At 72.1% G+C, this 25,039-nt stretch carries 22 protein-coding genes; 10 read left to right on the top strand and 12 right to left on the bottom strand.

Annotated features, from left to right (window positions below; genetic code table 11):
• Nucleotides 1-88 precede the first annotated feature (88 nt).
• Nucleotides 89-1,135 (top strand): tRNA (adenosine(37)-N6)-threonylcarbamoyltransferase complex transferase subunit TsaD, encoded by a 1,047-nt coding sequence (tsaD, locus tag CWS50_RS08995; protein ID WP_127842521.1) that lies wholly within the window; start codon nt 89-91, stop codon nt 1,133-1,135.
• On the opposite strand, the gene CWS50_RS08990 is transcribed toward tsaD, so the two are convergent.
• Together CWS50_RS08990 and CWS50_RS08985 are read right to left on the bottom strand one after the other, a co-directional pair.
• On the bottom strand, nt 1,076-2,374 hold the full coding sequence (locus CWS50_RS08990; RefSeq protein ID WP_127842520.1) for a glutamate--cysteine ligase: 1,299 nt from the start codon (nt 2,372-2,374) through the stop codon (nt 1,076-1,078). The genes tsaD and CWS50_RS08990 overlap by 60 nt on opposite strands.
• A gap of 152 nt (nt 2,375-2,526) precedes the next feature.
• The gene (locus CWS50_RS08985) at nt 2,527-3,816 is read right to left on the bottom strand and encodes a class I SAM-dependent methyltransferase (protein WP_127842519.1); all 1,290 of its coding nucleotides are present in this window, start codon (nt 3,814-3,816) and stop codon (nt 2,527-2,529) included.
• A 492-nt stretch (nt 3,817-4,308) separates the two neighbouring features.
• On the opposite strand from CWS50_RS08985, the gene groES reads away from it, so the two are divergent.
• A complete protein-coding gene (gene groES, locus CWS50_RS08980) occupies nt 4,309-4,605 on the top strand; it encodes a co-chaperone GroES (protein ID WP_127842518.1) in 297 nt (98 codons plus the stop codon).
• 297 nt (nt 4,606-4,902) lie between these two features.
• Here the strand turns inward: groES and CWS50_RS08975 are convergent, their stop codons facing one another.
• Nucleotides 4,903-5,205, bottom strand: coding sequence for a WhiB family transcriptional regulator (locus CWS50_RS08975; protein WP_127842517.1), 303 nt, complete (start codon nt 5,203-5,205; stop codon nt 4,903-4,905).
• Nucleotides 5,206-5,457: 252 nt separating this feature from the next.
• Here CWS50_RS08975 and guaB point away from each other — a divergent pair, with 252 nt between their 5' ends.
• A complete protein-coding gene (guaB, locus tag CWS50_RS08970) occupies nt 5,458-6,984 on the top strand; it encodes an IMP dehydrogenase (RefSeq protein ID WP_127842516.1) in 1,527 nt (508 codons plus the stop codon).
• On the opposite strand, the gene CWS50_RS08965 is transcribed toward guaB, so the two are convergent.
• Nucleotides 6,960-7,763: an exonuclease domain-containing protein gene (locus CWS50_RS08965; RefSeq protein WP_127842515.1), complete on the bottom strand. Its 804-nt coding sequence runs from the start codon at nt 7,761-7,763 to the stop codon at nt 6,960-6,962. The genes guaB and CWS50_RS08965 overlap by 25 nt on opposite strands.
• Nucleotides 7,764-8,101: 338 nt before the next feature.
• Here CWS50_RS08965 and CWS50_RS12990 point away from each other — a divergent pair, with 338 nt between their 5' ends.
• A complete protein-coding gene (locus CWS50_RS12990) occupies nt 8,102-9,244 on the top strand; it encodes a hypothetical protein (protein WP_164860114.1) in 1,143 nt (380 codons plus the stop codon).
• Nucleotides 9,245-9,445: 201 nt separating this feature from the next.
• On the opposite strand, the gene CWS50_RS08955 is transcribed toward CWS50_RS12990, so the two are convergent.
• On the bottom strand, nt 9,446-9,961 hold the full coding sequence (locus tag CWS50_RS08955; RefSeq protein WP_127842514.1) for a hypothetical protein: 516 nt from the start codon (nt 9,959-9,961) through the stop codon (nt 9,446-9,448).
• Nucleotides 9,962-9,970: 9 nt separating this feature from the next.
• Here CWS50_RS08955 and CWS50_RS08950 point away from each other — a divergent pair, with 9 nt between their 5' ends.
• Both CWS50_RS08950 and CWS50_RS13560 read left to right on the top strand, forming a co-directional pair.
• A complete protein-coding gene (locus tag CWS50_RS08950; protein WP_164860113.1) occupies nt 9,971-10,678 on the top strand; it encodes a DNA/RNA non-specific endonuclease in 708 nt (235 codons plus the stop codon).
• Nucleotides 10,679-10,690: 12 nt separating this feature from the next.
• Nucleotides 10,691-11,239 carry a hypothetical protein gene (locus CWS50_RS13560; protein ID WP_243118266.1) on the top strand — a complete coding sequence of 183 codons (549 nt, stop codon included), beginning with the start codon at nt 10,691-10,693 and terminating at the stop codon, nt 11,237-11,239.
• Nucleotides 11,240-11,507: 268 nt separating this feature from the next.
• On the opposite strand, the gene CWS50_RS13555 is transcribed toward CWS50_RS13560, so the two are convergent.
• From CWS50_RS13555 to CWS50_RS12985, 4 genes are all read right to left on the bottom strand, one after another.
• A complete protein-coding gene (locus CWS50_RS13555) occupies nt 11,508-12,311 on the bottom strand; it encodes a zinc transporter (protein ID WP_243118265.1) in 804 nt (267 codons plus the stop codon).
• A 167-nt stretch (nt 12,312-12,478) separates the two neighbouring features.
• Nucleotides 12,479-13,249: a DUF6318 family protein gene (locus tag CWS50_RS08935; RefSeq protein WP_127842512.1), complete on the bottom strand. Its 771-nt coding sequence runs from the start codon at nt 13,247-13,249 to the stop codon at nt 12,479-12,481.
• A gap of 228 nt (nt 13,250-13,477) precedes the next feature.
• On the bottom strand, nt 13,478-14,281 hold the full coding sequence (locus CWS50_RS13550) for an Rv3235 family protein (protein ID WP_243118264.1): 804 nt from the start codon (nt 14,279-14,281) through the stop codon (nt 13,478-13,480).
• Between the two features lie 183 nt (nt 14,282-14,464).
• Nucleotides 14,465-15,241, bottom strand: a complete 777-nt coding sequence (locus tag CWS50_RS12985; RefSeq protein WP_164860112.1) for a LysM peptidoglycan-binding domain-containing protein — start codon at nt 15,239-15,241, stop codon at nt 14,465-14,467.
• 179 nt (nt 15,242-15,420) lie between these two features.
• On the opposite strand from CWS50_RS12985, the gene CWS50_RS08920 reads away from it, so the two are divergent.
• A complete protein-coding gene (locus tag CWS50_RS08920; protein WP_127842511.1) occupies nt 15,421-15,960 on the top strand; it encodes a Fis family transcriptional regulator in 540 nt (179 codons plus the stop codon).
• 718 nt (nt 15,961-16,678) lie between these two features.
• Here CWS50_RS08920 and CWS50_RS08915 read toward each other — a convergent pair.
• Nucleotides 16,679-16,918, bottom strand: a complete 240-nt coding sequence (locus tag CWS50_RS08915; RefSeq protein WP_127842510.1) for a helix-turn-helix domain-containing protein — start codon at nt 16,916-16,918, stop codon at nt 16,679-16,681.
• A 112-nt stretch (nt 16,919-17,030) separates the two neighbouring features.
• On the opposite strand from CWS50_RS08915, the gene CWS50_RS08910 reads away from it, so the two are divergent.
• The 3 genes from CWS50_RS08910 to CWS50_RS08900 are packed head-to-tail and all read left to right on the top strand — an operon-like array spanning nt 17,031 to nt 20,217.
• Nucleotides 17,031-17,720, top strand: coding sequence for a hypothetical protein (locus tag CWS50_RS08910; protein ID WP_243118583.1), 690 nt, complete (start codon nt 17,031-17,033; stop codon nt 17,718-17,720).
• Nucleotides 17,717-19,702 (top strand): CpaE/TadZ family protein, encoded by a 1,986-nt coding sequence (locus tag CWS50_RS13830; protein ID WP_127842509.1) that lies wholly within the window; start codon nt 17,717-17,719, stop codon nt 19,700-19,702. The genes CWS50_RS08910 and CWS50_RS13830 overlap by 4 nt, the downstream gene beginning before the upstream one ends.
• Before the next feature lie 44 nt (nt 19,703-19,746).
• Nucleotides 19,747-20,217, top strand: coding sequence for a DUF6912 family protein (locus CWS50_RS08900; RefSeq protein ID WP_127842508.1), 471 nt, complete (start codon nt 19,747-19,749; stop codon nt 20,215-20,217).
• 40 nt (nt 20,218-20,257) lie between these two features.
• Here the strand turns inward: CWS50_RS08900 and CWS50_RS08895 are convergent, their stop codons facing one another.
• A complete protein-coding gene (locus tag CWS50_RS08895; protein WP_127842507.1) occupies nt 20,258-23,581 on the bottom strand; it encodes an AAA family ATPase in 3,324 nt (1,107 codons plus the stop codon).
• Nucleotides 23,578-24,942, bottom strand: coding sequence for a metallophosphoesterase family protein (locus tag CWS50_RS08890; RefSeq protein ID WP_127842506.1), 1,365 nt, complete (start codon nt 24,940-24,942; stop codon nt 23,578-23,580). Before CWS50_RS08890 ends, CWS50_RS08895 begins: the two co-directional genes overlap by 4 nt.
• Between the last annotated feature and the right edge of the window lie 97 nt (nt 24,943-25,039).

The raw sequence follows: 25,039 nt of genomic DNA, 5'->3' as shown, positions 1-25,039 counted from the left end.
CAGGGACCTGGCCGTGGGCAGCAGACTGAAGATGTGCAGCCTGCAGGGCGGGTACGTGTGTCGTGCCCGGGGCGCTAGGCTGGCTGTCGTGAGCAGTCCCCTGATCCTCGGCATCGAGTCCACCTGTGACGAGACCGGCGTGGCGCTGGTGCGTGGCGAGACGCTTCTGAGTGAGGTGACGGCCACCTCTATGGAGGAGCACGCGCGCTACGGCGGCATCATCCCCGAGATCGCCTCCCGCGCCCACCTGGAGTCCTTCCTGCCCACCCTGGACGCTGCCCTGAAGCAGGCGGGAGCCGACCTGGAGGAGGTGGACGTGGTTGCGGTCAGTGCCGGCCCCGGGCTTGTCGGGTCGCTGACGGTGGGTATCTCGGCTGCCAAGGCGCTGGCCGCCTCCCTGGGGATACCCGTGTACGGCGTCAACCACGTCGTGGGGCACCTGGCCGTGGCCGGGCTGGTAGGCGAGCCGCTGCCGCAGCGCTTTGTCGGGCTGGTCGTCTCCGGCGGGCACTCCAGCCTGCTGAGCGTGCGTGACCTGGCTGCCGACGTCGTGGAGCTGGGGGGCACGCTGGACGACGCCGCAGGTGAGGCCTTCGACAAGGTCGGGCGTCTCCTGGGGCTGCCCTACCCGGGAGGACCGCACGTGGACCGGCTGGCCCGTGAGGGGGACGCCACCGCGATCCGCTTCCCCCGGGGGCTGTCTGCGGCCAAGGACAGGGAGCGCCACCGTTACGACTTCTCCTTCTCCGGCCTTAAGACAGCGGTGGCCCGCCATGTCGAGTCTGCTCGGGGCAGCGGCGAGGAGGTCCACCGGGCCGACGTGTGCGCGGCGTTCTCCGAAGCCGTCAACGACTCCTTGACGGCCAAGGCGGTGCAGGCCTGTCTGGACCAGAGCTGTGGCACGCTCGTGGTCGGGGGCGGCTTCTCCGCCAACTCCTGTCTGCGCGAGCTGGCCGCCCGTCGCTGCGAGGCCGCGGGACTGGACCTGAGGATCCCGCCGCCGCGCTACTGCACTGACAACGGTGCCCAGATCGCGGCCCTGGGAGCGGCGGCGGTGCGGTCGGGCGTGGCCCCCTCACCCATGGGCTTCGGCCCCGACTCCAGCATGCCGCTGGACGTTACGGTGGTGCGGTGAGGCGGAGGAGAGCACCTCGGCGGGGCGCAGCGGGCGGCCTGCCCGGGCCTCGGCAAGCAGGAGCCTGACCGCCGCCTCCTTCATGCCTCCTGCCGCGTGGGCGGCGGCGATCTGGCGCTGGTAGGAGGCTCCGGTCTCCAGGGTCGCACGCACGCCGTCAAGCTCAGCTGCGCACCCCAGGTCTTCGGCCACAGGCGCCAGCTCGGCCAGCATCCGCGTTATGGTATCCGCCACAGGCTCCTCGTCACCTGCGGCGTTGACGATGAGGACGGCGTCCATGCCGTAGCGGGCCGAGCGCCACTTGTTCTCCGCCACGTACCAGTCCGGCATGGACTCCAGCTCCTGGCCCCGGTCCAGGCGGCGGGAGAAGTCCTCTACCAGGCACTGGGTCAGGGCGGCGATCCCGGCCAGCTCGGTGAGGTTCGTGGCGGCGTCGCAGGCGCGGACCTCGATCGTTCCCAGACGGGGCGAGGGGCGCACGTCCCAGCGGATCTCCGAGAACTCCTCAATGACACCGGTGCGGATGAGGTCGCCGGTGTAGCCCTCCAGCTGCTCCCAGGAGGCGAGCTGCTCGGGGGCACCGGCTGTGGGCAGCTGCTGGAACATCATGGCCCGGTTGTCGGCGTAGCCGGTGTCCGTCCCGGCCCAGAAGGGCGAGGAGGCGCTCAGGCACTGCAGGTGGGCGGTGCGGGTGAGCAGGGCGCTGAGGATCGGCAGGACCTTGGCGCGCTCCTCCACGCCCACGTGGACGTGGGTGCCGAAGATGAGCATCTGGTGCCCCCACAGCCGGGTGCGGTCCACCAGCCGCGCGTAGCGCTCGGCGTCGGTGACCTTCTGCACCAGCGGGTCGGCAAAGGGGTGGGTGCCGGCCGAGGCGAGGTCCACCCGCAGGGGGTCCGTCACCGGCAGGACCCGGTCGAAGGCGAAGGCAAGATCCTCCATGCACTGACTCACGGTGGGGCGGGCACCGGAGACCAGCTCGATGGTGTTGAGCATCATCTCCCCGTGAACGTGCGGGTCGTCCCCGACAGCGGCGAGGACATCTGCCGCGCACTGCCGCAGGTCGAGGCTGTCGCGGTCGATGAGGGCCATCTCCCACTCCACGCCCAGGGTGGAGCGGGGCGAGGAGGCGAAGGCCAGCCGGTGGCGGCGGGGGTGGTTCGCCACGCGGGCCGCCGCGTCACAGGCCGGACCGGCTGACGTGGGGGGTGTCGGGGGGACGGTGCGGGACACGGACATCGGTTCTCCTTGGGGGGCCGGGACGAGCCACGAGCTGTCAGAGGTGGTGGGTGCCGGGGCGGGTGAGTGACGAGCGGTAGGGGGCGGCAGCGAGGCGGTGCCGACGAGAGCGGCTGCCCGGAGCGGATGCGCGGTGAGGCGTCGCAGGGGGCTCACAGGGGGCTGTCCTCCGCAGGGGCCGGGCTGACTGGCTCGCCAGCGCTGGTCGGCTCGACCACGAGGACCGCTCCTCTGGCGCTGCTGCCGGCCCTGGTCACCAGCCAGGTCTCACTGGCGTCCCCGCGCAGCCGCAGCGAGGCCCGCAGCGCGTCTGGGGAGACCTCCACGCCGCGCCGGTGGATCTCCAGGCTGCCGATCCTGTGGGTACGCACTCGTGAGCGCAGCGCCTTGAGCCGCAGGGGCAGGACCTCGCGCAGCTGCCAGGAGCGCAGGAAGGGTGACAGCCCGGGACCCGCCGGGGTGGCGCCTGTCAGGTAGGCGATGCGTGGTCCCACAGGCTGTGCCCTCAGGCGCTGGGCGACCAGGGCCACCAGGCCCGCGCGGATGACGGCGCCGTCGGGCTCGTGGATGAGGGGGCCGAGGTCGTCAGGGGAGGTGACGGGTTCGAGCTGGGTGGGGGGCAGCGAGGGGTCGGTGCTGCCGGGGTCGCTCAGCAGGTGCGAGGTAGTGCCTCCTGAGGCGTCCTCGTGCAGGACCAGCGCGGAGCGTCCCGGCCCCTCGGGAGCCAGGGGGCCGCACCACACGGCGGCCTCCACGACGTCGCGGTCCACGCTGACCCACTGCACGTGGGCGTCGGGAGGCAACTCAGCGTGGTCGGTGCCCGGGGCGATCTTGACGCCGAGGGCCTCCACCCTTCTGCGCAGGGCCAGGACCTCCTCCAGCGGCGGTGACCACTGTCCGGGGCTGGTGAGCCGCCTGCCGTCAGCGCGGCGCGCTGGGTCGGCGAAGACGGCGTCGGCGCCCTCGGCGGCCAGGTCCACATCCAGCGCGTCCGCGCACCGGACAGTGGCGTGGGGGAAGGGCATGAGGTTGACTGTGGCCAGGGCGGCGGTGGTCTCGTCGCGGTCGACAGCCAGGACGGGCAGCTCAAGACCGGCCAGGGCGATGGCGTCCCCGCCGATGCCGCACCCGAGGTCGGCCACGCGGGCGGGTCCGGCTGCCGCATAGCGTGCGGCGTGGTGGGCAGCCACAGTCAGGCGGGTGGCCTGCTCCAGGCCGTCGGGCGTGAAGAGCATCCTCTGGGCGAAGGGGCCGAACTTGGCGGTGGCCCGGGAGCGCAGCCGCTGCTGGGTCAGGGCGGCAGCCACCAGGGCGGGGGTGTGGCCCTCCTCCCGCAGCGAGCGGCTCAGCGCCAGGGACTGCTGGGGGTCGTAGGGGGGCAGGGAGGACAGGAGCGCCCAGCCCTCGGGCGTCAGCAGCAGGGCGAGGTCGGAGGTGGCCATCGGGGTGATCATGTCACGGCCGGGCACGCAGCCGGGTCAGGCGCTCGGGGCAGTGCCGACGGCGTGATGGCACGGCTGTAGGGGGACCTGTAGGGGAGCTAGGGGAACACTGTGGAGCAGCGCGGGAGCGGTGCAGAGGTGGCACGGAGCGCCTCGGGAGCGGTACGGAACAGCATGCATGGGGGCAGCGCGGGGACAACCTGGGGCACCGTGGGAGCAGCGCAGAGGGTGACTGACGCCGTTGGCGAAACCCGGAGGACATGTTGGCACTCGCATTGACTGAGTGCTAACACCGTCGTAGATTCTGGCCAGGCGCAGGCCGTGTCCTGGCGCTCCCCGGTCTGGCTGAGCCTGGTCGGGGGTGGTGGGCGCGATCTGCGACTTGCGCTCCACCTGTCTCTGGTCGGCTCCCGCGACGGCGGCCAGCTGCTCCCGTGGAGGGCGAACACGTCGTTCCACCGCACGCTGAGAAGCGAGAAGGGGAGGTCCCCAATGTCGATCTCCATCAAGCCGCTCGAGGACCGTATCGTCGTCCAGACCCTCGAGGCTGAGGAGACCACCGCATCCGGTCTGGTCATTCCTGACACCGCCAAGGAGAAGCCGCAGGAGGGCAAGGTCGTGGCCGTGGGCCCCGGCCGTGTCGACGACTCCGGCAACCGTGTCCCGGTCGACGTCGCCCAGGGTGACGTCGTCATCTACTCCAAGTACGGAGGCACCGAGGTCACCTACGAGGGCGAGGACTACCTCATCCTCTCCGCCCGTGACGTCCTCGCCATCGTCACCAGGTGACGTGCGAGGCGCGTGACCCTCGCTGTGCTGGTTGGGCCTGATTGGCGCCGTAACCGGTGACGCCGTGCCGACGTCGGTTGGTGTCAGTCACCTGTCCGGCTGCCAGTCTGTGGCGTCAGTGACAGCACCAGTGACAAGGGGAGAGGCACCAGTGCTGTGCCTCTCCCCTTTGTCCTGCTGCTGTGCCTAGCGGGCTCTGCCGTGGTCGGCGGGTCGTGGCGGCCCCTGGTGGCCCGGGCTGGTCAGCCTGGTCAGTCGTACGCAGGTCGCAGTGTCCGGGCGGGGAGAGGCTCAGAGTCAGGCGGAGGTGCTGACCAGGCGGCGGGCCTCGTGCTCGTGGTAGGAGCGGCGTTCGTCCTCGCTCATGCCGCCCCACACCCCGTAGGGCTCATGGGTGCGCAGGGCGTGCTCGCGGCACTCGTTGATGACGGGGCAGCGTTGACAGATCGCCTTGGCGCCGTCGTCCCGCTTGCGGCGCGAGCTGCCCCTCTCTCCGTCGGGGTGAAAGAACACCGCTGAGTCCATGCCCAGGCAGGCTCCTCGGTACTGCCACTCCCACAGTGCCGAGATTGGTCCGGGTAAGCGTGAGGAGTCGTGCATCGGACCGTCCCTCCTTCGACGGGTCTTCGGGTTCGCTGGTGCCGTACTCGTGGTACGGCGGCTAGGCACAACAGTAGGATCCTACAAAGCGAATGGCAAGATTTTTTTGCATCTTTATGATTGAAAAACGACCGCGCGGTGCAAAAGAGATACTCTCTCTATGATAGCCGCCCCCATCGGGGCGGCGTGTGCGGATCGCCGACTCCTCGCGGGCACGTGCGCCCGGGTGGTGCGGCGTTCTACCATGCCCGTGTGAGCGACTCGATCACCAGCCCTGACGTCTACGCCCCCACCGGACTGACTTATGACGACGTGCTCCTGCTGCCGCGCCTGACGGACGTCGTCCCCTCCGAGGTCGACACCACCTCGCGCCTGACCCGCAGGATCTCCCTGGCCACGCCGCTGGTCTCCGCCGCGATGGACACTGTCACGGAGTCGGCCATGGCCATCGCCATGGCCCGGCAGGGCGGTGTCGGCGTCCTGCACCGCAACCTGCCCGTCGAGGAGCAGGCCGAGCAGGTCAGGCGCGTCAAGCGCTCCGAGTCCGGCATGGTGACCGACCCGGTCACGGTCGGGCCCGGGGCCACCATCGCCGAGCTGGACCGGCTGTGCGGCCGCTACAAGGTCTCCGGGCTGCCCGTGGTGGAGGAGGACGGCAGCCTCCTGGGCATTATCACCAACCGGGACCTGCGCTTCGTCCCCACCGACCAGTGGTCGGTCCTGACGGTGCGTGACTGCATGACCCCGCGAGAGCGCCTGGTGACCGGCCCGACGGGCATCTCCCGAGAGGCGGCCAAGGCCCTCCTGGCTGAGCACCGTGTCGAGAAGCTGCCCGTCATCGACCCGGACGGGCGGCTGACCGGGCTGATCACCGTCAAGGACTTCGTCAAGACCGAGCAGTACCCCCAGGCCACCAAGGACGACGCCGGGCGCCTGGTGGTGGGTGCCGCAGTGGGCTACTGGGGCGACACCTGGCAGCGCGCGACCGCCCTGGCGGAGGCCGGGGTGGACATCCTGGTGGTGGACACGGCCAACGGGGGAGCCCGGCTGGCGCTGGAGATGATCACTCGGCTCAAGTCCGACCCCGCCTTCAGCGGCATTGAGGTCGTCGGCGGCAACGTGGCCACGCGGGAGGGCGCCCAGGCCCTCATCGACGCGGGCGTGGACGCGGTCAAGGTGGGTGTGGGGCCGGGGTCGATCTGCACCACCCGCGTGGTCGCGGGGGTGGGGGTGCCCCAGGTGACGGCCGTCTACGAGGCCGCACGTGCCTGCGCGCCCGCCGGGGTGCCGCTGATCGCCGACGGCGGCCTGCAGTACTCCGGTGACATCGCCAAGGCGCTGGTGGCCGGGGCGGACACGGTCATGCTGGGGTCCCTGCTGGCAGGATGCACCGAGTCCCCCGGGGACCTGGTCTTCGTCAACGGCAAGCAGTGGAAGCGCTACCGGGGCATGGGCTCGCTGGGGGCCATGAGCTCGCGCGGGCGCACCTCTTACTCCAAGGACCGCTACTTCCAGGCGGACGTCTCCGGTGACGACAAGCTCATCCCCGAGGGCGTGGAGGGGCAGGTCCCCTTCTCCGGCTCCCTGGCGGACGTGGTCTACCAGCTGGTCGGCGGCCTGCACCAGTCCATGTTCTACGTCGGGGCGCGCAGCGTGGCCGAGCTCAAGGAGCGGGGCCAGTTCGTGCGTATCACCAGCGCGGGGCTCAAGGAGTCCCACCCCCACGACGTCAAGATGACCGTGGAGGCCCCCAACTACACCGGTCGCGCGGACGCCTGAGCCGCAGGCGGCTCGGGGACCGGCCACTGCAGGGGGACCGGCTGCCTGGAGGGGTTCGTGCGGGCCAGCCACGCGTTGAAGGACTCCGCCCAGCGGCGGTGCTCCCGGACCTGCCAGGCGACCAGCTCGTCAGCCTCCAGGCGCGCCAGGGCGGGGTGGGCCTGGACCATGGCCTCTAGGACGTCGAGCGTGGCGGCGACGTCCACCTCTGCGGTGTGCAGGGTGGTGTCAGGGGTGACGCCGTAGACCTCGCACAGGTCGCTCAGGCGGCGCTTGCCGCGGCGGAAGCGGTCAGCGGCCCGGTCCATGACCAGGGGGTCCACCATGGGTGCCGGGGGGTGCCCCAGCTGCTCCCCCAGGGTGGGCAGGTGGTGGCGGACCAGCTCGTGGTCCAGGAGGGTGAGGTCGAAGGAGGCGTTGAAGACCACGACGGGGGTCCCGGCCCGCAGGGCCGTGACCAGCTCGGCGGTGAGCTCGCGCAGGACCTGGTCTGGGGGGTTGCCAGAGCTGCGGGCCTGCTCGGTGGTGATCCCGTGGACGGCGGTGGCCGACTCGGGGATGGCGGTCCCGGGGTCGGCCAGCCAGGTGCGCACCCGCTGGTGGCGCGCCTGGCCGGTCTCGCGCGCCTCGCGCCACACGAGGGCGGCGGTGACCAGGCGGTCCCGGGTTGGGTCCACGCCCGTGGTCTCGGTGTCGAGGCCCAGCAGTGGGCCGTCGATCCACGAGCCGGCCCGGTGGCTGCGGCTCGCGCGGCTGTGGTTCTCGTGGTCGGTGCGCACCGCTCAAGCATGCCACGCCGCGCCGACGCTGCTGCCGCCGGAGGTTGCTGCTGGTCGCTGGTCAGTGCTGGTCAGTGTTGGCCAGTGTTGGTCACGATGTTGTGGCGCTCCCGGCGGGGGATGGGGAGGGGATGCCCCAGCCGGGGAGGGAGCAGTTGTGGGAATCCTCAGATTTCATTGTGGTCTCCTGGTTTCCCTTCCTCGGTGCCGGGTGGGTCGGTAGCGTGGGGTGTGGCCTCAGGAGTGCCGCGTACCGGGCTCCTGGGGTGGTGTGCCGGGTGCCTGCCCGTGTGGGCGGGTGGCCATCAGCGAGCCGAGGAAATAGGACGAGGGGCGTTGTGGCTGCGACACCGTTTGACGAGACGAAGATCCCGTGCCTGGAGTTTGACGTGGAGTCGCTGGACACGGCCGCGACGAACCTCAAGACGAAGGCGGGTGACCTGCGGAGTGCGGGGGAGTCGGTCAAGTCGACGTGGGCGGGGATGCAGGTGTGCTACAAGGCTCCTGAGCAGGAGTCCTTGTACGCGGCGATGGACCCGGTGGCTGACGACTCCGACACCTTGGCCACCAGTATCGAGTCGATGGCCTCGGCGCTGTCCACCTTCGCCGACACGGTGTCGTCCCTGAGGACCCGGGCTCAGGCGCTCAGGAGCGACGTGCTGGCGTTCAAGGAGGAGGTCGCGGGGGACCCGGAGTGGGACCACGACCAGGACCTGGTCAACAAGAACAACGGGTTCATCGACCGGGCCTCGGCGATCCAGGCGGACATGTGGGAGGCCGAGCGCGAGTGCGCCAACACGATCCGGGACCTGGACGGGCTGGAGCACTACCACGCGGAGTCGGTGGCTGGCTCGGGGGCTGGTAGTGACCTGGTCTACGGGTACGAGTCGCGGGACCTGGCTGGTGTCGAGGAGCTGCCGTGGGGGACCCATGTGTCGGCGGCTCCGCCGAACAACCCGGCTGAGGTGCTCAGGCGTTTTGTGTGGGACGGTCTGGTGCTGGACGGGATCGGCGGGTCGCTCGAGGCCCAGGCCAGCCTGGTGGGTGTCGAGTTCAACGAGGTGGACAGGTCGGTCTCGTGGAGCCTGAGCCAGATGGCGGAGGCGTGGAAGGGCCTGACGGCCCTGGCGGGGCTGACCTGGGAGGACGGGGGCCTCAGCTTCCGGAGGGGGACTGCGGCTGAGACCTGGGCGGAGGTGGGCAAGGACCTGGTGGCGTGGGACATGTGGGGGCAGGATCCTGCTCGGGCGGCGGGCAGCGTGGTGCCTGACGTCGCAGTGGTGGGGGCTTTCGGTGCTGCGGGTGCGGCTGCTCGTGGTGGCGGGGCTGCCGTGCGGGGGGGCTGCTGGTCTGGGCAGGGTGTCGCGGGCGGCGCGGGCTGCTGTGGTGGCCCAGCGGGTCGCGGACTTCATGGACCCGGTGGGTACCGTGGTCAGCAGGGGGGTGAGCAGGGTCGCGGGCCTGGTGTCGACCCAGTTTGACTTCACCGCCATGGGTGAGGTCATGGACCGTGTCCGTGGTCGGGGCGGGTCCCAGGCCCCGGAGGTGCCTGCCGCGCACTCGGTGGACGCGGGGCCTGGGCGCGCGGGTGACCTGCCGGAGGTGGGCAGCCAGGTGCCCCGCAGCGGGGACGCCGGGGGTGGTGGGGGCGCCCGTGCTGACGGCGGGCAGGCTCCCGGTCGTCACCGTGCTGATGGTGACGGCGCTGACGGTGCCGGGGCGGAGGCCCGTCCGGTCGCCACCGCGCTGAGGGTGCTGATGGTGACGGTGGTGCTACGGCTCGCCATGGTGGGGACGGTGCTGAAGGGCGCCCGCGTGGTCGCCACGCGGCTGATGGTGATGGTGCTGATGGCTCTGGTCGTGCTGGTCATGACCGTGGTGAGGGTGCTGGTGCGGATGCGCCGTCTGGTCGTCACAAGGCTGATGGTGCTGATGCGGATGCCCCGTCTGGCCGCCACAGGGCTGATGGTGACGGTGCTGACGGGGACGCCCCGGCCCGCCACGAGGTTGACGGGGACGGTGCTGACAGTGCCGGTGGTGCCGATGGCTCCGGCCGTGGTGGCGGTGGTGACGGGGACGGCCCGTCGGACCGCAGTGGCGGTGACGGTGATGGTGACTCCTCGGGTGAGCAGTCTGTGGCTGAGCGGCTTGAGGAGCGCCGTAGGGAGGCTGACCAGGACGCGTTCAACCAGGAGCACCGGCCCCGGGTGGAGCGCACGGTGGAGGTCGGTGAGGGCACTGGCCTGGCTCCCCGTCACGACGAGCCGTTTGGGCGGGGTGTGGAGCTGGAGCCCAACACCTGCTACCAGGTGGACAAGCGGGGCAGCTTCTACACCAATGACGCCGGTGTGGTGGTGCATGTGGAGGCGCACTCGGCGGTGGAGCGTCATGGGTGGCTGGGGATAACGCAGGACGCGTTGAACCCGGACCTGAAGGACCCGCTGCCGAGCGCGACCTACACGGTGGATGGGAGGTTCCACTACACCACTGATGAGTGGTCGCGTACGGTGCGTATCCAGGTGGATGAGCTCAGGAAGGTTGATGGTGACCTGGAGAAGTACCGTTCGGAGTCGGTCCAGGAGCGGGTCGGTAAGTACGGTGGTGAGGGCTATGACGGGGGTCACCTGTCTGGTCACCAGTTCGGCGGGGCTCCGGAGGACATCAACGTGGTGCCCATGCTGCGCAAGGTCAACCAGAACCACCCGGACAGCTTCTACAGGCTGGAGAAGGAGATCGCCGACAGCCAGGGAGCCTACAGCAACATTGACATTCGGATCGAGTACGGCGGCCCACCGGGGGTGGAGCCGGGCACGTCCCTGAAGGGTGTGCCCAAGGCGGGCCGGGTACCCACTAAGTTTGAGGTCAGGTGGGTTGCGAACGGTGTCCCGCGTAGCAAGCCGTTTGAGAACTTCTAGACCTGGAAGGATGTGGCTGCTGTGGGTGTGCGTGACATGAATCCTCAGGAGGTCTTTGCCCGTGCTGAGGAGCTGCTGGCTTACTGGCTGCGTGAGGAGGGGGGCTCGCGCCTTGAGGTTGAGATCCAGGGCATCGGGTTCGTCCAGGACCGACTGATGTGGATGACTGTTGACGGGGAGGCCAGGAGTGTCCAGCCGGAGTCCAGTGAGACGGGCTTTGCCGTGAATGACTTGCGTCGTGCGCAGGTTGTGCCTGGCCTGGGTGCGTGGACGTGGTGCCGGTTGTGGATGGTGGCGGGGGAGTGGGTGCTGCACCAGGAGTGTGACTGGATGCGTGAGCCGGTGTTCGACCCTCCTGGTGGTGGGCGGCCTGACCCGCGTACCTGTGCCAACGAGTTGGAGCGTCATCCCCGGGATGCGGAGAACATCCCTGGGTGGATGGCGGAGGGTGTGGCGGCCAACGAGAGGCGCAAGGCTGCCAACGCGCGTCGTCGTGAGGCCAGGAGGGCGAAGAAGGAGCGTGAGCGCCAGGCGGCCCAGGCCCAGGCCGCATCCTCGTGATCGGGCAAGTTTAGGCTCACACCGGAGCCGGATACCACAGGCTGCACATCTTCGGACTGCCTGGCGGGAGTACCCGCGCGCTGCTGCCCGGAACTCTGCGGATCTCTCTGCCAGGACGTGATGACTGCGGTGCGAGAGCGCTCCAAGATGTGCAGCGAGAGTGGTGGTGCACATCTTCGGCCTTGTACGGGCACGCAGGCGGTTGTTCTTGCCCGTGTCCGCGTCGCCGCCGGGAGTGAAGATGTGCAGTGTGCGGGCAGCGGCGGGGCTAGTGCCCCTGGGCGTGCTCGGCGTCGTCGGTGAGGTAGGCCAGGGGGCGGACCAGGTCGAAAGGCTCGGCGGTGTCGGTAGTTGTGAGGGTGCCGTCCAGGTCGTGGGTGGTGCCGTCAGGCAGGCTCCAGGTGGCGGTCCAGGTGGTGGTCAGGGTGATGGTGACGTCGGTGGCGGTGGAGGCGTAGGTGTGCTCAACGGTGTGGTGGGGCCAGGGTGCGCCGGGGTCGGTGGTGGTGTCCGCGGTGGCGTCCCCCCACTCCCAGCGGTAGGAGCTGGGGGTGGCGGTGACGGTGACCTGGGTACCAGCCACGGTGGTGGTCAGGGTCTGCGGGTCGTCGCTGGTGTAGGCGATGACGGGCTTGGTGACCAGCGCCTCGGGGCCGCCCGGCTGGCGGGTGAGTCCGTTGCCGGAGACCATGAGGTGCTGGACGTCGGTGGCGGTCAGGGTGATCGGCTCGGGCTGGGCGACGGGGAGCTGGGGGGCGGCCTGCGGGGTGGGGTCCTCGCAGACCAGCTGGCAGGCGAGCAGCTCGGTGAGGGCGTTGGTGCACTCAGGGCCGGTGACAGACTGGGCGCAGTTCTGGCGGACGTTCTCCTCCAGCTGGGGCAGGATGGAGCGGTCAGGCGGAGCGGGTGCCTGAGCCCCTCCCGGGGAGGCTCCGCCGCCCGAGTTGCCCGCTGAGGCGCCGGGCGGGACCACCGTCGTGGTGGTGGACCCGCCCACGCTCAGGCCGGAGTCGCCGGACTGGTATACGGAGATGCGGTCATCGTCCCCGGTTGCTAGGGCGGGCGGGGTCATAGCCAGGATGGTGGACAACAGGCACAGGACCAGGGCGCACCCCCACCATGCCGGTGCTGCCCGGCGTCGCCCCAGTCTGGGGTCTCTAGGCGGGTAGGGCGCGTGTACGGAGGCCGGGTCCGGGAAAGCGCGGTCCGGAACGGTGGGAAGCGGGACGGCTGCGTACCTCACGGGTCCTCCTCGTAGACCTCGGCCTCGCCCAGGAGCCACTGGCCGTCGCGGTAGATGAGGGCAAAGGTCATCATCTTCTCCGACTGGGCCTCGTAGATATGTGGGTCGCTCCCGCTGCCGTCGTAGCGGGAGACGGCATCGTGGTCGAACAAGAGGTCAACGCGGGAGTAGTGGTAGCCCTGCTCGGGGTCGGCGTAGCCGGAGTCGGTCACCATGGGGCTCCAGGGCTCCTCCCACCCGCCCTGGGCATGGAGGCTGCTAGCGTCGTCGATGACGGACTGGCAGAAGACACACCCGCTGTCCTCAGTGTGCTCCTGCCACAGGCTCAGGTCCCCGGTGGCACTGATATAGGGAATGAGACTCAGCAGGTACTCGGCGGTGGCGATGGCCCCCTCGGGGCTCTCCTCGTCCATGCCTGCGGGCCGGTCCGGCGGAGGCGTCCCCAGGGCGGTCTGGCGACTGGCCTCCTGCTGCGGGGGCAGGGGAGGCAGTGAGAGTGTGGGCGAGGGTGTGGGGCTGACCGTGGATGAGGAGGGTGCCGAGGACGCCGAGCCGGAGGCGCCAGTGCTCCCACCCGCCCGGGAGCACCCGGCCAGGCCGCACGCCGTCGCGGCGAGGAGGCCGACGAGGACTCCCACGGCCGCAAGGAGCAGGGCACGACTGTTGGGCGCGTGCCGCCCGCGCCGTCCGCACCATCCAGGGCGCCGGGAGCCCGAGGTCGGGCTCGCTCCTGGGGCGTGACGCGGGTGCTGGGAGTCCAGGGACATGGCAGCCACCTTTGACAGAAACGGGGGAGGAGCTCATTCTGCTGCTCACAGCTAACGACGTGATTGGCGGAACTGAGTAAACTGTAGCGGTGTTGGCGTCCACGGTCCAGCCCTCGCGGGGTGTGTGGACGGCGCGGTGCGTGTGCGGAGGCGTCGTGGTCGGCTGCCTGCCGGGGTGCGGCCGTTGGCTCCTCGCGCCTCCGTGGGTGGGTGCGGGGCCAGGGGCGCTCACGCGATCTCCAGATTGGTCAGCACCCACTGACCGTGCAACGGCTCCAGGCGGGCGGCGGCGGCCCGGACCCGCTCCCCGTCCTCGATCAGGACCGTGGCCTCGCAGGCGCCGTGCAGCGTCGCCTGGGTGCGCACGGAACGAGTCCTCGGCCTGGCCCTGCGCCTGCCCTGCCCCAGGACCCGGGAGGCCAGTCCTGCGCGGCGCGACAGGGCGCGGAACAGGGCCGGGGTGGTCCACCGGGCCAGGTGGTCGACGGGGCGTGAGCCCATGAGGACCTCTGCGGCGGCGGTGACCACGGTGGCGGCGGTGCGCGCGGGGGAGGGCGGAGGCTGCTGCTGGGGCGCCCCCGTCGCGCCCGGGGCGGGGCGGCGTCGCCGGGGCGTGCGCGACGCCGCCGGTACCGTGCTCGCCGCAGTGCGCACGGCGGTGGTCTCCGGGGGCAGGCGGGGGCTGAAGCTGAGCAGGTCTCCTGCGCCCGTGCTCCGGGTGGTGCCCGGGGGCGCGGCGCTGGCCGCAGTCCCCGCGGGCCGAGCGGTGACGCGACGTCCCGGGGCGGGACGGGTCGGGCGCGGGTGGGTACTGGCGCGGGGGCCGGAGGTGCTGCGGCCTGTGGTCGCTGTGAGGGCCGGAGACCGGTCTGCGGTCCCTCCTGTGCCGGCTGCGGTGTCTCCGGCGGTGGTTGTGGCCCTGGGTGGTGCCGGACTGGCGGCAGATGCGGGGCTGGCGGCGGCTTTGGCGTTCCTGGCAGTCGTGACAGTGTCAGCGGTTGTGGCGGTGTCGGTAGTGGTGTCAGCGGTCATGGTTGCGTGCTCTCTGGTGAGTGGTGGGTGAGCCGGTCTGCTGCCCCGTCCGGCGATGTCCGGGGCTCGGGGAGTCGGGACGGCACCGGGAGTATGGGGCGAGGACTGTGGGGGTCTGTGGGGCTGGTGCTGCTGGGGTCGGCCCTGGTGGGGTCGGCCCTGGTGGGGGTGGGGGTGAAGCGGTTAGGGAGCTGAGGGTCGGGAGTCCTGTCCCTCCTGTGGTGCCTGGGTCGTGGTGGTCCACTCCGGCAGTGTCAGGGTGGTACCGGGGCGCACGACTGCGGGATCAGGGCCGACGACCTCCCGGTTGGCCTCGTAGAGCGCGGGCCAGGCGGCGGCGACGTCCTCGGCGGTGCTGCCTGCGGGGAGGCTGTGAGCGGTGACGGACCACAGCGACTCTCCCGGTGCGACGGTATGGCTGGTGCGGGGCGCCTGCCCTGGTGGTTCCGGCGCCTCCTGTGGGGTGGTGCTGGCCTCCTGCGGGCCGGGGCCGGTGGGCTCCGCAGGACCCGGCTCCGGGGTGGTGGAGGCGGGGGCCTCCTGGGTCGCGGAGGACGTGGGCCTCCAGCCCAGGTCGTTCGGTGGCGGGTCGGGCTCGGCGGCCAGGGCGGGCGCGGCACTGAGGCCTGCCACCACCGCGCCGACGGCGACTCGTCGGACAAGAGGCGCACCCCAGCGCTGAAGAAGTCGCGACGCCACGTTGCTGGCCCGGCGTCCTCGCCCCCCGGTACCCGGCAGGGCCGCCAGGGCCACTACCGCCGACACGGCGTGCCACAGCGCCCCGCCTGCTCCGGCGCCGCTGGCCAGGGTGACGACGGCGCTGGTGAGGTGGCTGCCTCCCCACAGCGAGAGGGGGGTTTCCGTCAGGGTGCGTACAGAGGCGAGTGCAGCCACACACAGGGCTGCTGTCAGCGCTGTGGACACCGTCGCCAGGAGCGTCAGACCGATTCGCTGCGTCATGGCACCTCTCTAGGTTTTTAGATGATGTTTGATGATGGTAGGTATACATTGCTGCGGCTGGGCTGTCAATACCCTGTGTGCTAGATGTGTCTGTGTGGAGTGGCTGGTGGGGAGGTCTGGCGGGCTTGCGGTGTGTGCCGTTACCTGTCGGGGGTGACTGCCTGTGGTGGGCTTGGGGTGTGGACTGGGAGTCGATGCTCGCTGACCTGGAGAGCCGCTTCGAGGCGGAGAGGCGCACTGAGCTGGCCGCCCACAGTGCCGAGCTGGCGGAGGCGGAGACGGCGGCTGTCACCGCTGCCGACCGGCTTCGTGGCGCAGTGGGTGGGGTGGTGCGCCTGCGCACCCGTAGCGGCCTGCCTGTGGACGGCGTCGTGCGCCGGGCCGGTCCCGCCTATGTCGTGGTGGACGAGGGCCAGGGGCTCCAGGCGGTGGTGCCTGTGGATGGGCTGGCCACGGTGGCCCCCCTGCCCCGGCCCGCGCCCCCTGAGGTCCGGCGGCTGCCCACCCTGGGCTCCCTCCTGCGTGAGACCGCCCGTCGTGGCGTCCGGGTGCGCCTGTACACGTGCGCCGGGGAGGTGGTCGGTCGGCTGGCGCGTGTGGGCGCCGACCACGTCGATGTCGCCCTCGACCCGGAGGGCGCTGGGCGGCCGGGGTACGCTGCTGGAGCGCTCGTCACTACCGTCATGCTCCCGGCTGTGGAGATCCTCCGCAGCCGCTGACGGCTCTTTCGGCTCTGTGCTCGCGTGGTTGCGTTCTGCGTGCGCCTCCCCCTACGAGTCCTGCTGAGCGTTACGTGGTCGGCGCGGTCGCCGGTGCCATGCTCCGCCTTGGCTCTGTCGTTCTCCTGGCTGACGTCTTCTTCTCTCCCGCCGTCCCCCTTTCGACACACTCAGCCCTGTGGGATATAACACGTCATTGGGTGTGGGGTGCGGAGTGTACTCAGGCGGTTCCACCCTGGTGAGATCCGTGGGCCGTGGGCTGGCATGGATCATCCTGGGAAGGATGACTGTTGATCTGAGCCAAATCTGTGCCATCCTGCCTGTCCCACGCCCGCTGTCTCTTGCCGCTGTTTCATGCCTGCTGTCTCACGACGGCGGCTATACCGTCTGGTGCGTTGAGCGGGGCGGAATCCGTGCCATCTGGCCTCGACCCGGGAGCGTGAGCCTGGCTGGCGCTGATCACCCTGAGCGCGACGGTCTCCACCTGCGCGCAAACCGCGCCAGGTAGGCTCGCGCTGCTCCGCCCCACCTGGAGCAGCCGCAACAGGTATATGCGTAGGTCTCGGGCGGGAGGCCCTGGGGTGCCGGGTACAGGGGCCGCGGCCGGGTGGGGCGGGGAGCCAGAGGCGCCCGGGCGGGGCGGGGCCCGGCCAGGCTTGTCGCGGAGGTGGTGGCAGGGAGCCAGAGACGGCCGGGCGCGGCAAGGAACCAGAGGCCGTCAGGCCCTGTGGTCCGCGTCCTCGTCCTCGCTGAATGTCCCCGCAGCGACCATGGCGCGGGTGGAGGCCAGCTGGCGCTGGATGTAGTCCTCCAGGGCCTGGTCCTCAATCCGCCACAGCCTGCGCGCCCCCACCTGGATGGCGGGCAGGTCGCCGGAACGGATGAGGGCACGCACTCCCTGGGCGGAGAGCTGGAGCTGCTCGGCGACGTCGGCGATGGTGAGGAAGCGTGCGCTCATGAAACGATGATCTCACTCCTGCGTTCAGGACGCCATCAGCGAATAGTTCTGTGGATAACCTTGCTTTGTCGCGGCGCGTCAAGGATGATCTTACGTGACCAAGGAGGACCCCATGACGTTGCCCCGCCCCCTGCCCCGCCGTACCGACCCTGAGCGCCGCAACCCTGACAGCCCCTGGCGCCGCCCTGCCTGGAAGGACCCACGGCTCTCCGGCGGCATCGCCCTCATCGGCGCCGCTGTCGCCCTGGGCGCCTGGGCGGTTGACGCGGCGGCGGACACCACGCAGATATACGTCCTCAGCCAGGACGTGCCCCCGGGCGCCGACCTGGAGGCAGAGGGCGTGCTCACCACCGTGGCGGCCCACCCGGGGACCCAGGCCTATGTCGAGGTCGGTGACCTGCCCCAGGGCGCGGTGTCCACGCGCTCCCTCAGCCGCGGCGAGCTGCTGCCCCGCCAGGCCGTGGGGTCCAGTGAGGACCTGGAGCTGCGCCGGGTGGTCCTGGAGGTGGCCACACCCCTGACCACGGGCACGGGACCCGGCGACGAGGTGGACCTGTGGCTCCTGCCGGACGACGCCCGGGGGCAGGCCGCCTCCCAGGAGGAGCAGTCGGCCCAGGCCGAGGAGGTCGCCACGGGCCTGGTGGTCGTCGAGGTCACCGAGGCCTCGGCTTCCATGGTGGGGCTGCCCGGTACCAGCGTGGAGGTGGCCGTTCCCGACTCCGTGCTCGCCTCGGTACTGACCTCGGTCGGCCAGGGCAGGTCACTGGCCCTGGTGCCAGCGGGCCAGGAGCCGGTGCGGTGAGCACGCTGCGCGCCGGTGTCCTCCTGGCCCTCAGCGGTGAGGACGCTGAGATCGTGCGGGCTCTGGACCAGGCTGGGAGCGGCCTGAGCGTGGTGCGCCGCTGCGCCGACCTGCCCGAGCTGCTGTCGGCGGGCATGGCGGGGCTGGCCTCCCTCGTCGTCCTGGACACCGGCTTCGAGGAGATTGACCGTACCGTCCTCGACAGGCTGGGCCGGGCAGGCCTGAGCGGCCTCCTGCTGGTCGACCCGGGTGAGCAGGAGCGCTGGCGCAGTGCGGGCTGGCCCGTGGAGCGCCGTGACGCCCCGGCCGCACAGGTGCGTGGTCTGCTCCAGGAGCTGGCCCGCTCGCGTGTCGGGCAGCCTGAGCAGCCTGGCCAGGGTGAGCAGCGTGGCCAGCCCGGGCAGCTCCAGGACCGCTGGAGCGCACAGGCAGGTGAGGCGGTGCAGGCGGCTGGGGCGCCTCCCGTCGCAGGTCCCCTGGCCACTCCCGGCTCCCAGCTCTCGCCACCGGGGCCGCACCCGCCCACCCCCGTCCCAGGAGGACCCGCAGCCGCGTCGGGTACCCCGGGGGAGGTGTCCTGGGCACCGCAGGAACCTGCGGCCGGGCCAGGCGGAGACCCCCTGGCCGCCCCGGCGCCGGTGGGTGACAGCCCGGTTCCAGGAGCCGTGGCGCCCGGGAATGCGGTGCCCAGGGCCGTGGCACCAGGGACTGCGGCGCCAGGCGGCGAGGATTCGCCTCCCGGTGAGGCCCTGGGGAGGCTCGTCGTCGTGTGGGGGACCCACGGCGCCCCCGGGCGCTCCACGGTGGCGGCCTCCCTGGCCCACGGGCTGGCTGGTGCCGGAGGGGCAGTCCTCGCTGACGCCGACGTGGAGGCCCCCTGCCTGGTCCAGCTCCTGGGCATGCCAGACGACTCCTCGGCGCTGGCGGGTGCTGCCCGCCTGGCCACCCACGGCAGGTTGGACGCGGAGTCCTTCAGCAGGTTCCTGGCCCCGGTGGGTGCCAACCTCCACCTGCTGGCCGGGCTGGGGCGTGCGGGGCGGTGGCGTGAGCTGCCTCCGGCCTCCATGACCGAGGTGTGGCTCCAGTGCCGCCGGGCCGCCGCCTGGACCGTGGTGGACGTGGCTGGCGGCCTCCTCGAGGACGAGACCGACGGCTTCACCTTCGAGCCGGGCCGCTCGGCGGTCGCCTGCGACCTGGTGTCGGCGGCCGACGTCGTGGTCGTCGTGGGGGCAGCCGACCCGGTCGGGGTCAGGCGGCTCGTCCAGCTCCTGGCCGACCTGGACGCCGTCACCACCACGGCGAGCAGGACGGAGGTCGTGGTCAACCGGGTCCGGGCCTCCGCCGCCGGACCCGCTCCTCACCGGGCTGTCCGTGAGGCTGTGGAGCGCTACGGGGGAGTGGGCCGGGTCGTGCTGCTGCCTGAGGACGCGGCCGCTGCTGACAGGGCGCTGCTTGAGGGGCGCAGCGTCCTGGACACCGCCCCCACCAGCCCCCTGGGGCGGGCGCTGGCCGAGCTGGTGGACCGGGTGGACCCGCGTGCGGGTGCGGTCGCTCGCGTGCGGGAGCAGTCGCAGGGCCGGGGGCTGCGCAGGCTGTGGGCGGCGCTGCGACCCCGGCAGGGGCAGGTGCCGGGGCTGCAGAGGAGCCGGCAGGAGCCAGGGGCTCAGGCACGACGACGACCCGTGCCGGCGGTGGGCCAGCGGGAGGCGCCTCCTCCTGACCTGACGAGCCCGCCGAGGCCGACAGGTCCTCTCGGGCTGACACACCCGCCCGCGCCGTCACCTCTCCAGCCGGGACCGCCACCACCTCCGCCCCCGCCCCCGCCACCTCCGCCAGGGCCGCCCGGGACGCCCTCGCCTGTGGCACCCGTGACTCTTCCGGTGCCTGAGGACCTCTCTGGGTCCTCCGGGACACCTGATGGACAGCCGGTCAGGGAGGCGGAGGCCTCCCCGGGGCGTCGTCGGGGACGGCACCGCCGCTGACGGTGCCGCTCCCGGCCCGGCACCGCCTCAGGCACACTAGGGTCATGCGTGTCTTCCTTCCCGCCACCGTGGCGGACCTCCGGGCCGAGACGCTCAGCCCCCGCCTGGCCCACGCCGCCACCCCCGCCCTGGCCCAGGCCCTGCCTGAGGAGGACCAGGAGGGCCTGGAGGCCTCAGCCTCCTTGTGCGCGGCGGACGCCTCCCTGCTCCTGCTGGCCCAGCCCGGTGCGGCCCGCCACGCCGACCGGCGCGTGGTCATTGCCGCCGACGCCGTCGACGCTACCGTGCGCGAGCTGGAGCCCGACCAGGACGTGGTTCCGGGAACGGTGGAGGTCACGGTCGCGGTCGGCTGGCAGGACGTGGCCGCGATCTTCGTCGACGACGCCCAGGTGCAGGCTGACGTGCGGGCCGCCCGACAGGGCGACGAGGAGGCCTTCGAGCGCGCCGCGCAGGCGGACCTCCTGTGGTACGACGTCTCCGAGCGTGACCACCTGGCTGACGAGCTCGGGGCCTGAGCGCGCGGGTGCCGCCACCGCGCGGGCTGCCGCACCTACCTCACCGTACGACCCTCAGCGTGGACCCGCCGGAAGCCGAGCGCCGCACCTGGACCTGGTCGGCGACCTGGTGGCGCAGCTCCTCGACGTGGGAGACGATGCCCACGGTCCTGCCCCCGGCGCGCAGACGCTCCACCTGGGCCATGACGGCCTGGAGCGTCTCCGGGTCCAGGCTGCCGAAGCCCTCGTCGATGAACAGCGTGTCCAGTGTGGTACCGCCTGACTCCGCGGCGACGACGTCAGCCAGGGCCAGCGCCAGGGCCAGGGAGACGTAGAACGTCTCCCCGCCTGACAGCGTCCGAGGGTCACGACGGTGCTCGGCCACCAGGTGGTCAGTGACAGCCAGCCCCAGCCCCCTGCGGCGGGAGCGTGAGCCGGTCTCCTCCGCGACCCGGACCAGCTCGTAGCGGCCGGAGGACATCTGTGACAGCCGCTCGTTGGCGAAGACGAGGACCTCCTCGAAGCGGGCCTGGAGCACCCAGGTGGCCAGCGGGGTCGCTTGGGGGTTGTCCCCCCTGGCCAGCCTGGCGACCTGACGCAGGGGGGCGTGGTGGCGCAGCGCCTCCTGGTAGGCGCGGGCTGCGGACTCCACCCCCTGGCAGGCGCGCTCCAGGTGGGTGCGGGTCTCCTGCCTCCTGGCGAGGTGGTCCGCAGCCTCCTGGTGACGGGCCTGCGCGAGGTGGAGGAGCCGACCGGCCTCCTGCGGGTCGGCCTCCTCGGCACCGGTGAGGGTGGCGACCTGCGGGTCGGCCAGCCCCGCCCTCACCCGCTCCCGCTGCGCGTGGGCGTCGCGCACCCTGGTGGTCAGGACCTGCCGCGCCCCGGGGTCCAGGAAGGCCATGCGGACCTCCTGGGCGGTGGCAAAGCCCTCCTCCTCCAGGGCCTCCACCAGCTCCTCACCAGCCTGCGCGGCTGTCTCCAGCGCAGACCGCACCTGCCTGACCCTCAGGGAGGCGGCCTCCGCAGCCTCGGCCTGCGCCAGCACGGCTGCGGCCCTGGCGGCCACGCTCGGCCAGGAGCCGCGCGCCTGCTCGTAGGAGCTCCTGTCCTGCTCCAGCTGGCTGCGGTCAGCCTCCAGCCTGCTGAGCGAGGCGGTCAGGGCGGTGCGCGCCTGGTCGTGCTCGCTGCGCAGGCGCTGGCTGGCGGCGTCAAAGTCGGCCAGGTGCGACGCGGCGACCTGGGCCTGGCCTGCCAGGGCGTGGGCCTCCTCCAGGGCCTGGCGGGTCTCCTCCAGGCGGTCCTGCGCCTCCTGCGGGCTCAGGCCCGCCGTGGTCTGGCGGGTCTCCTCCAAGCGGTCCTGGCAGGCCCTGACCAGCTGGCGGGCCTCCACCAGGTTGCTGTCCGCCTGCTCCTGGAGCGCCTCGGCCTCCTCGACCTGCTCGCGCGTGGTGCTCTGGCCAGCGCCCGGTGCGGGGTCCGGGTGGTCCAGGGAGCCGCAGACCGGGCAGGGGACGTCCTGCCTGAGCCCGGCCGCCAGCGTCCCCGCAGCCGAGGCGATCCACCGCACCCGGGTGTCCTGGACCCGGTCCGCAGCCTGCAGGGCCGCCTGGGCCGCCGTGGCCAGGGCCTGGTGCCGGTCGCGCAGCCGGGCCTCCAGCTGTGGGAGGCCGATCACCGCCTGGTACTGCTCCTGGCGCTGGCTGTAGCGGTGCTCCAGCTCGGTGAGGCGGCTGCGGGCGTCGCGGGCGGCCTCAAGGTCCTCGACCAGGGCCGAGCGCCGTTGCGGGTGGCGGGCCAGGGCCTCGGCCTGGTCGGCGAGCTCCTGCTCCTGCCGGGCAAGGTCATGGGACCGGTCCTGGAGCTCCAGGTCGCGTACCGTGAGGTTGGCCTCCTGGGCTGCCAGTGCCTCCAGGCGGCCGTGCTCCCGACGCAGCCGGTGGGCACGCCGGTCCACAGCCAGGGTGCTCAGGGCCTCGTCGCCCGGGCCGGTGCCTGTGGGAGCCGGGGCGGGGTCTGGGGCACTCAGCGCGCGGAGGCGACGGCGTGCCTCGCGGCGCACGGGCTCCAGGAGGGTGCCCAGCGTCTCACCCTCTGCCCCCTCTTCCACGGCCTCGCCTGGGCTGGGGGCCTGACCCGTGCCTGGCTGCGCCCCCGCCTCCTCCAGGGTGCTGACGGCGGTGGACGCCCGGGTGCGGGCAGCCTCGGCCGAGCGCAGCACCGCGATGACGCGGTCGGCCCTGGCCGCGTCCTCCAGGTGCCTGGCAGCCTCCGCGTCCTGGTCGGCGCGCTCGTCAAGGGCCTGCTGGTCGGCCAGGAGGGCGCGGCGGCGCTCCAGGCGCTCGTGGAGACTGCGCGCCTCCTCGTACCTGTGCTGGGCCTGCTGCAGCTCCTCCTGGGCTGTCTGCGCCGCGCTCCCGGCCAGGTCGACCACCTGGAGGGAGAGCTCGCGCAGCCCGGCGGTCACGTGGCACAGCGCCTCAGGATCGGGCTCGGCCGTGGCGAGCCCTGCCTCCAGCTCCTCAGCCAGCGCGCTAGCCCGGGCCGCGTGGGCTGTGAGGGGGTCGGGCTCGGCCTCCCCGGCGGTGGGGGCTCCGGCTGCGCAGGTCCCGGCTGCCGACGCCTCTGCTGGCACTTCTGCTGATTCCTCTGCTGTTCCCTCGGCTGATCCCTGTGCCGGCTGCGGGGCCTGCGGGGTGCTGAGGAGAGGGTTCAGTCCCAGGGCCAGCGTGCGGCCCTGTGCTCGCAGGGTGGTGGCGGCCTCCTCCACCGCCCTGGTCCCCGCCCGGGAGGCCTCGGCCAGGTGGGACTGGAGGGAGTCGTACACGCCGGTGCCGAAGACGTCCTGGAGAAGCTCCTGGCGCTGCGAGGAGTCGGCACGCAGGAAGCGGGCGAACTTCCCCTGCGGCAGGACGACCGTCTGGGTCAGCTGCTCCCGGCTCAGTCCCACGACACGCCTGATCTCCGCGTCAGCCTCGCCGACACGGGTCACGGGCTCCTCCACGGGCTGGCCCTGCGGGTGGGTGAGGCGCCACAGCCTGACGGTCCCGTGCTCGGTGGTGGTGCCCCGCCCCCGCTTCTTGGGCCGCTCGTAGCCGGGGGTGCGACGTATGCGGTACACGCCTGCGGTGGTGGACACGACGAGCTCGACGGCGCTGCCCGCCTGCGGGGGCAGGAGGGTGGAGCGTATCCGCTGCCTGGAGGAGTCGGAGGTGTCAGCCACGTCACCGTAGAGGGCAAAGACGATGGCGTCGATGACGGTGGACTTGCCCGAGCCCGTGGGGCCGGTCAGCAGGAACCGCCCCGAGTCGCTGAAGGCGTCGAAGTCAATGGTCTCGGTACCCGCGTAGGGGCCGATACCGGTCATGGTCAGGTGGTGGATCCTCACGAGCCGCTCCGCTGCTGGGCCAGGACAGCCTCGTAGGCGTGCTGCACGGCGAGGCGCTCGGCCTGGTCCGGGGGTCGCCCGGCCACGTCGGCGAGAAACCTGGTGGCCACCTCTACGGGGTCTGCGGCGGCGGTGACACCCACCTGCTCGCGCAGCCCGGGGGCGGGGGCCTCGTGGTGGAAGGCCAGCAGCCCGGGGAAGCGGGTCCTCAGGGTCGCCAGGGCGCCGGGCGGGCGCTCCCCCCGCAGGACGACGCGCACCCACGAGTCCGTCCCGGTGGCGTCCTGGGTGGCGGGGGAGAGGAGCTCGTCCATCGTGCCCTCCACGGTGCGGACGTGGTGGCGGACCGGGACGGGGACGCGCTCCAGGGCGGTGACCCCGCACGGGCCGACGTCGAGCAGCACCGAGGACTTGGTGGCGTCGGCCTCCTCGAAGGAGAGGGCCAGCGGGGAACCGGGGTAGACCAGGCGCGGTCCCTGCCCCGCCTCCCTGGGGGAGGGGGCTACCTCCTGGGGGCGGTGCAGGTGCCCCAGGGCCACGTAGTCGATGCCGCCGCAGGCCTGGGCCAGCGGCGAGCCGCCTGCGGTGGAGAAGACCTGCGCGGGTACCGCGTCCACGCCCCCCACCCGGATGTCCCGCTCGGACTCGCTGGCCCGGCCCCCCACGACGAAGGCGTGGGCCATGACCAGGCTGGGCAGACGCTGCGAGCGGCCCGAGCGCGTGCGCTCCAGGTCGGCTGCGACCAGGCGTAGCGCGGCGCTGACCACGGCCTCGTGGGAGCGGGGCAGGAGCGGGGGGTCGTCGCTGCCTGCGGCGGACTGCGGCCCGCCCCCGAGGTCCGCCCGGCCCGGCTCCCGGGAGCCGCGAGTGCCCTGCCCGTCCACCCGCCTGCCCGGGCGGTCCGGGCGCTCACCCAGGCGCTCAGCCAGCACAGGCGGCAGGGACTGTCGTGCGGCGTCAGGGTCCAGGTAGGGCAGGGCGTGCACCACGGCCGCCTCCCGGCCCTGTGCGTCGGGCAGGACGATGCCGCAGCCCACGTGCGCGGCACGGGCACGGATGAGGAGGCGGTCGGTCATGAGGTCGGCGGCGAAGCCCAGGCGACGGGCCGAGTCGTGGTTGCCGGGGGTGAGGACGACCCGGGTGACCTCGGTCAGGCGACGCAGCGCCTCGTCCAGGAGGCTGACGGCGGCTGCGGGCGGCAGGGCGCGGTCGTAGACGTCCCCGGCCACGAGCACGGCGTCCACGGACTCCTCGCGCGCCAGCGTGACCAGGTGGTCGATGAAGGCGGCGTGGTCGTCGTCAAGCACCCGGCCGTGGAAGGTGCGCCCCAGGTGCCAGTCCGAGGTGTGGAGGATCCGCATGACGGCACCCTCTCACAGGGCACCGACACCGGTGGGCAGCACGCGAGGGCGGGCGGGGCAGAAGGAGCAAGCCGTCCCGGGGCAGGCCCCTGGGGCC

Source organism: Actinomyces wuliandei (assembly GCF_004010955.1).
GTDB lineage: Bacteria > Actinomycetota > Actinomycetes > Actinomycetales > Actinomycetaceae > Actinomyces > Actinomyces wuliandei.
The sequence above is the reverse complement of the archived record's forward strand: the minus strand, read 5'-3'. Positions and strand labels throughout refer to the sequence as shown.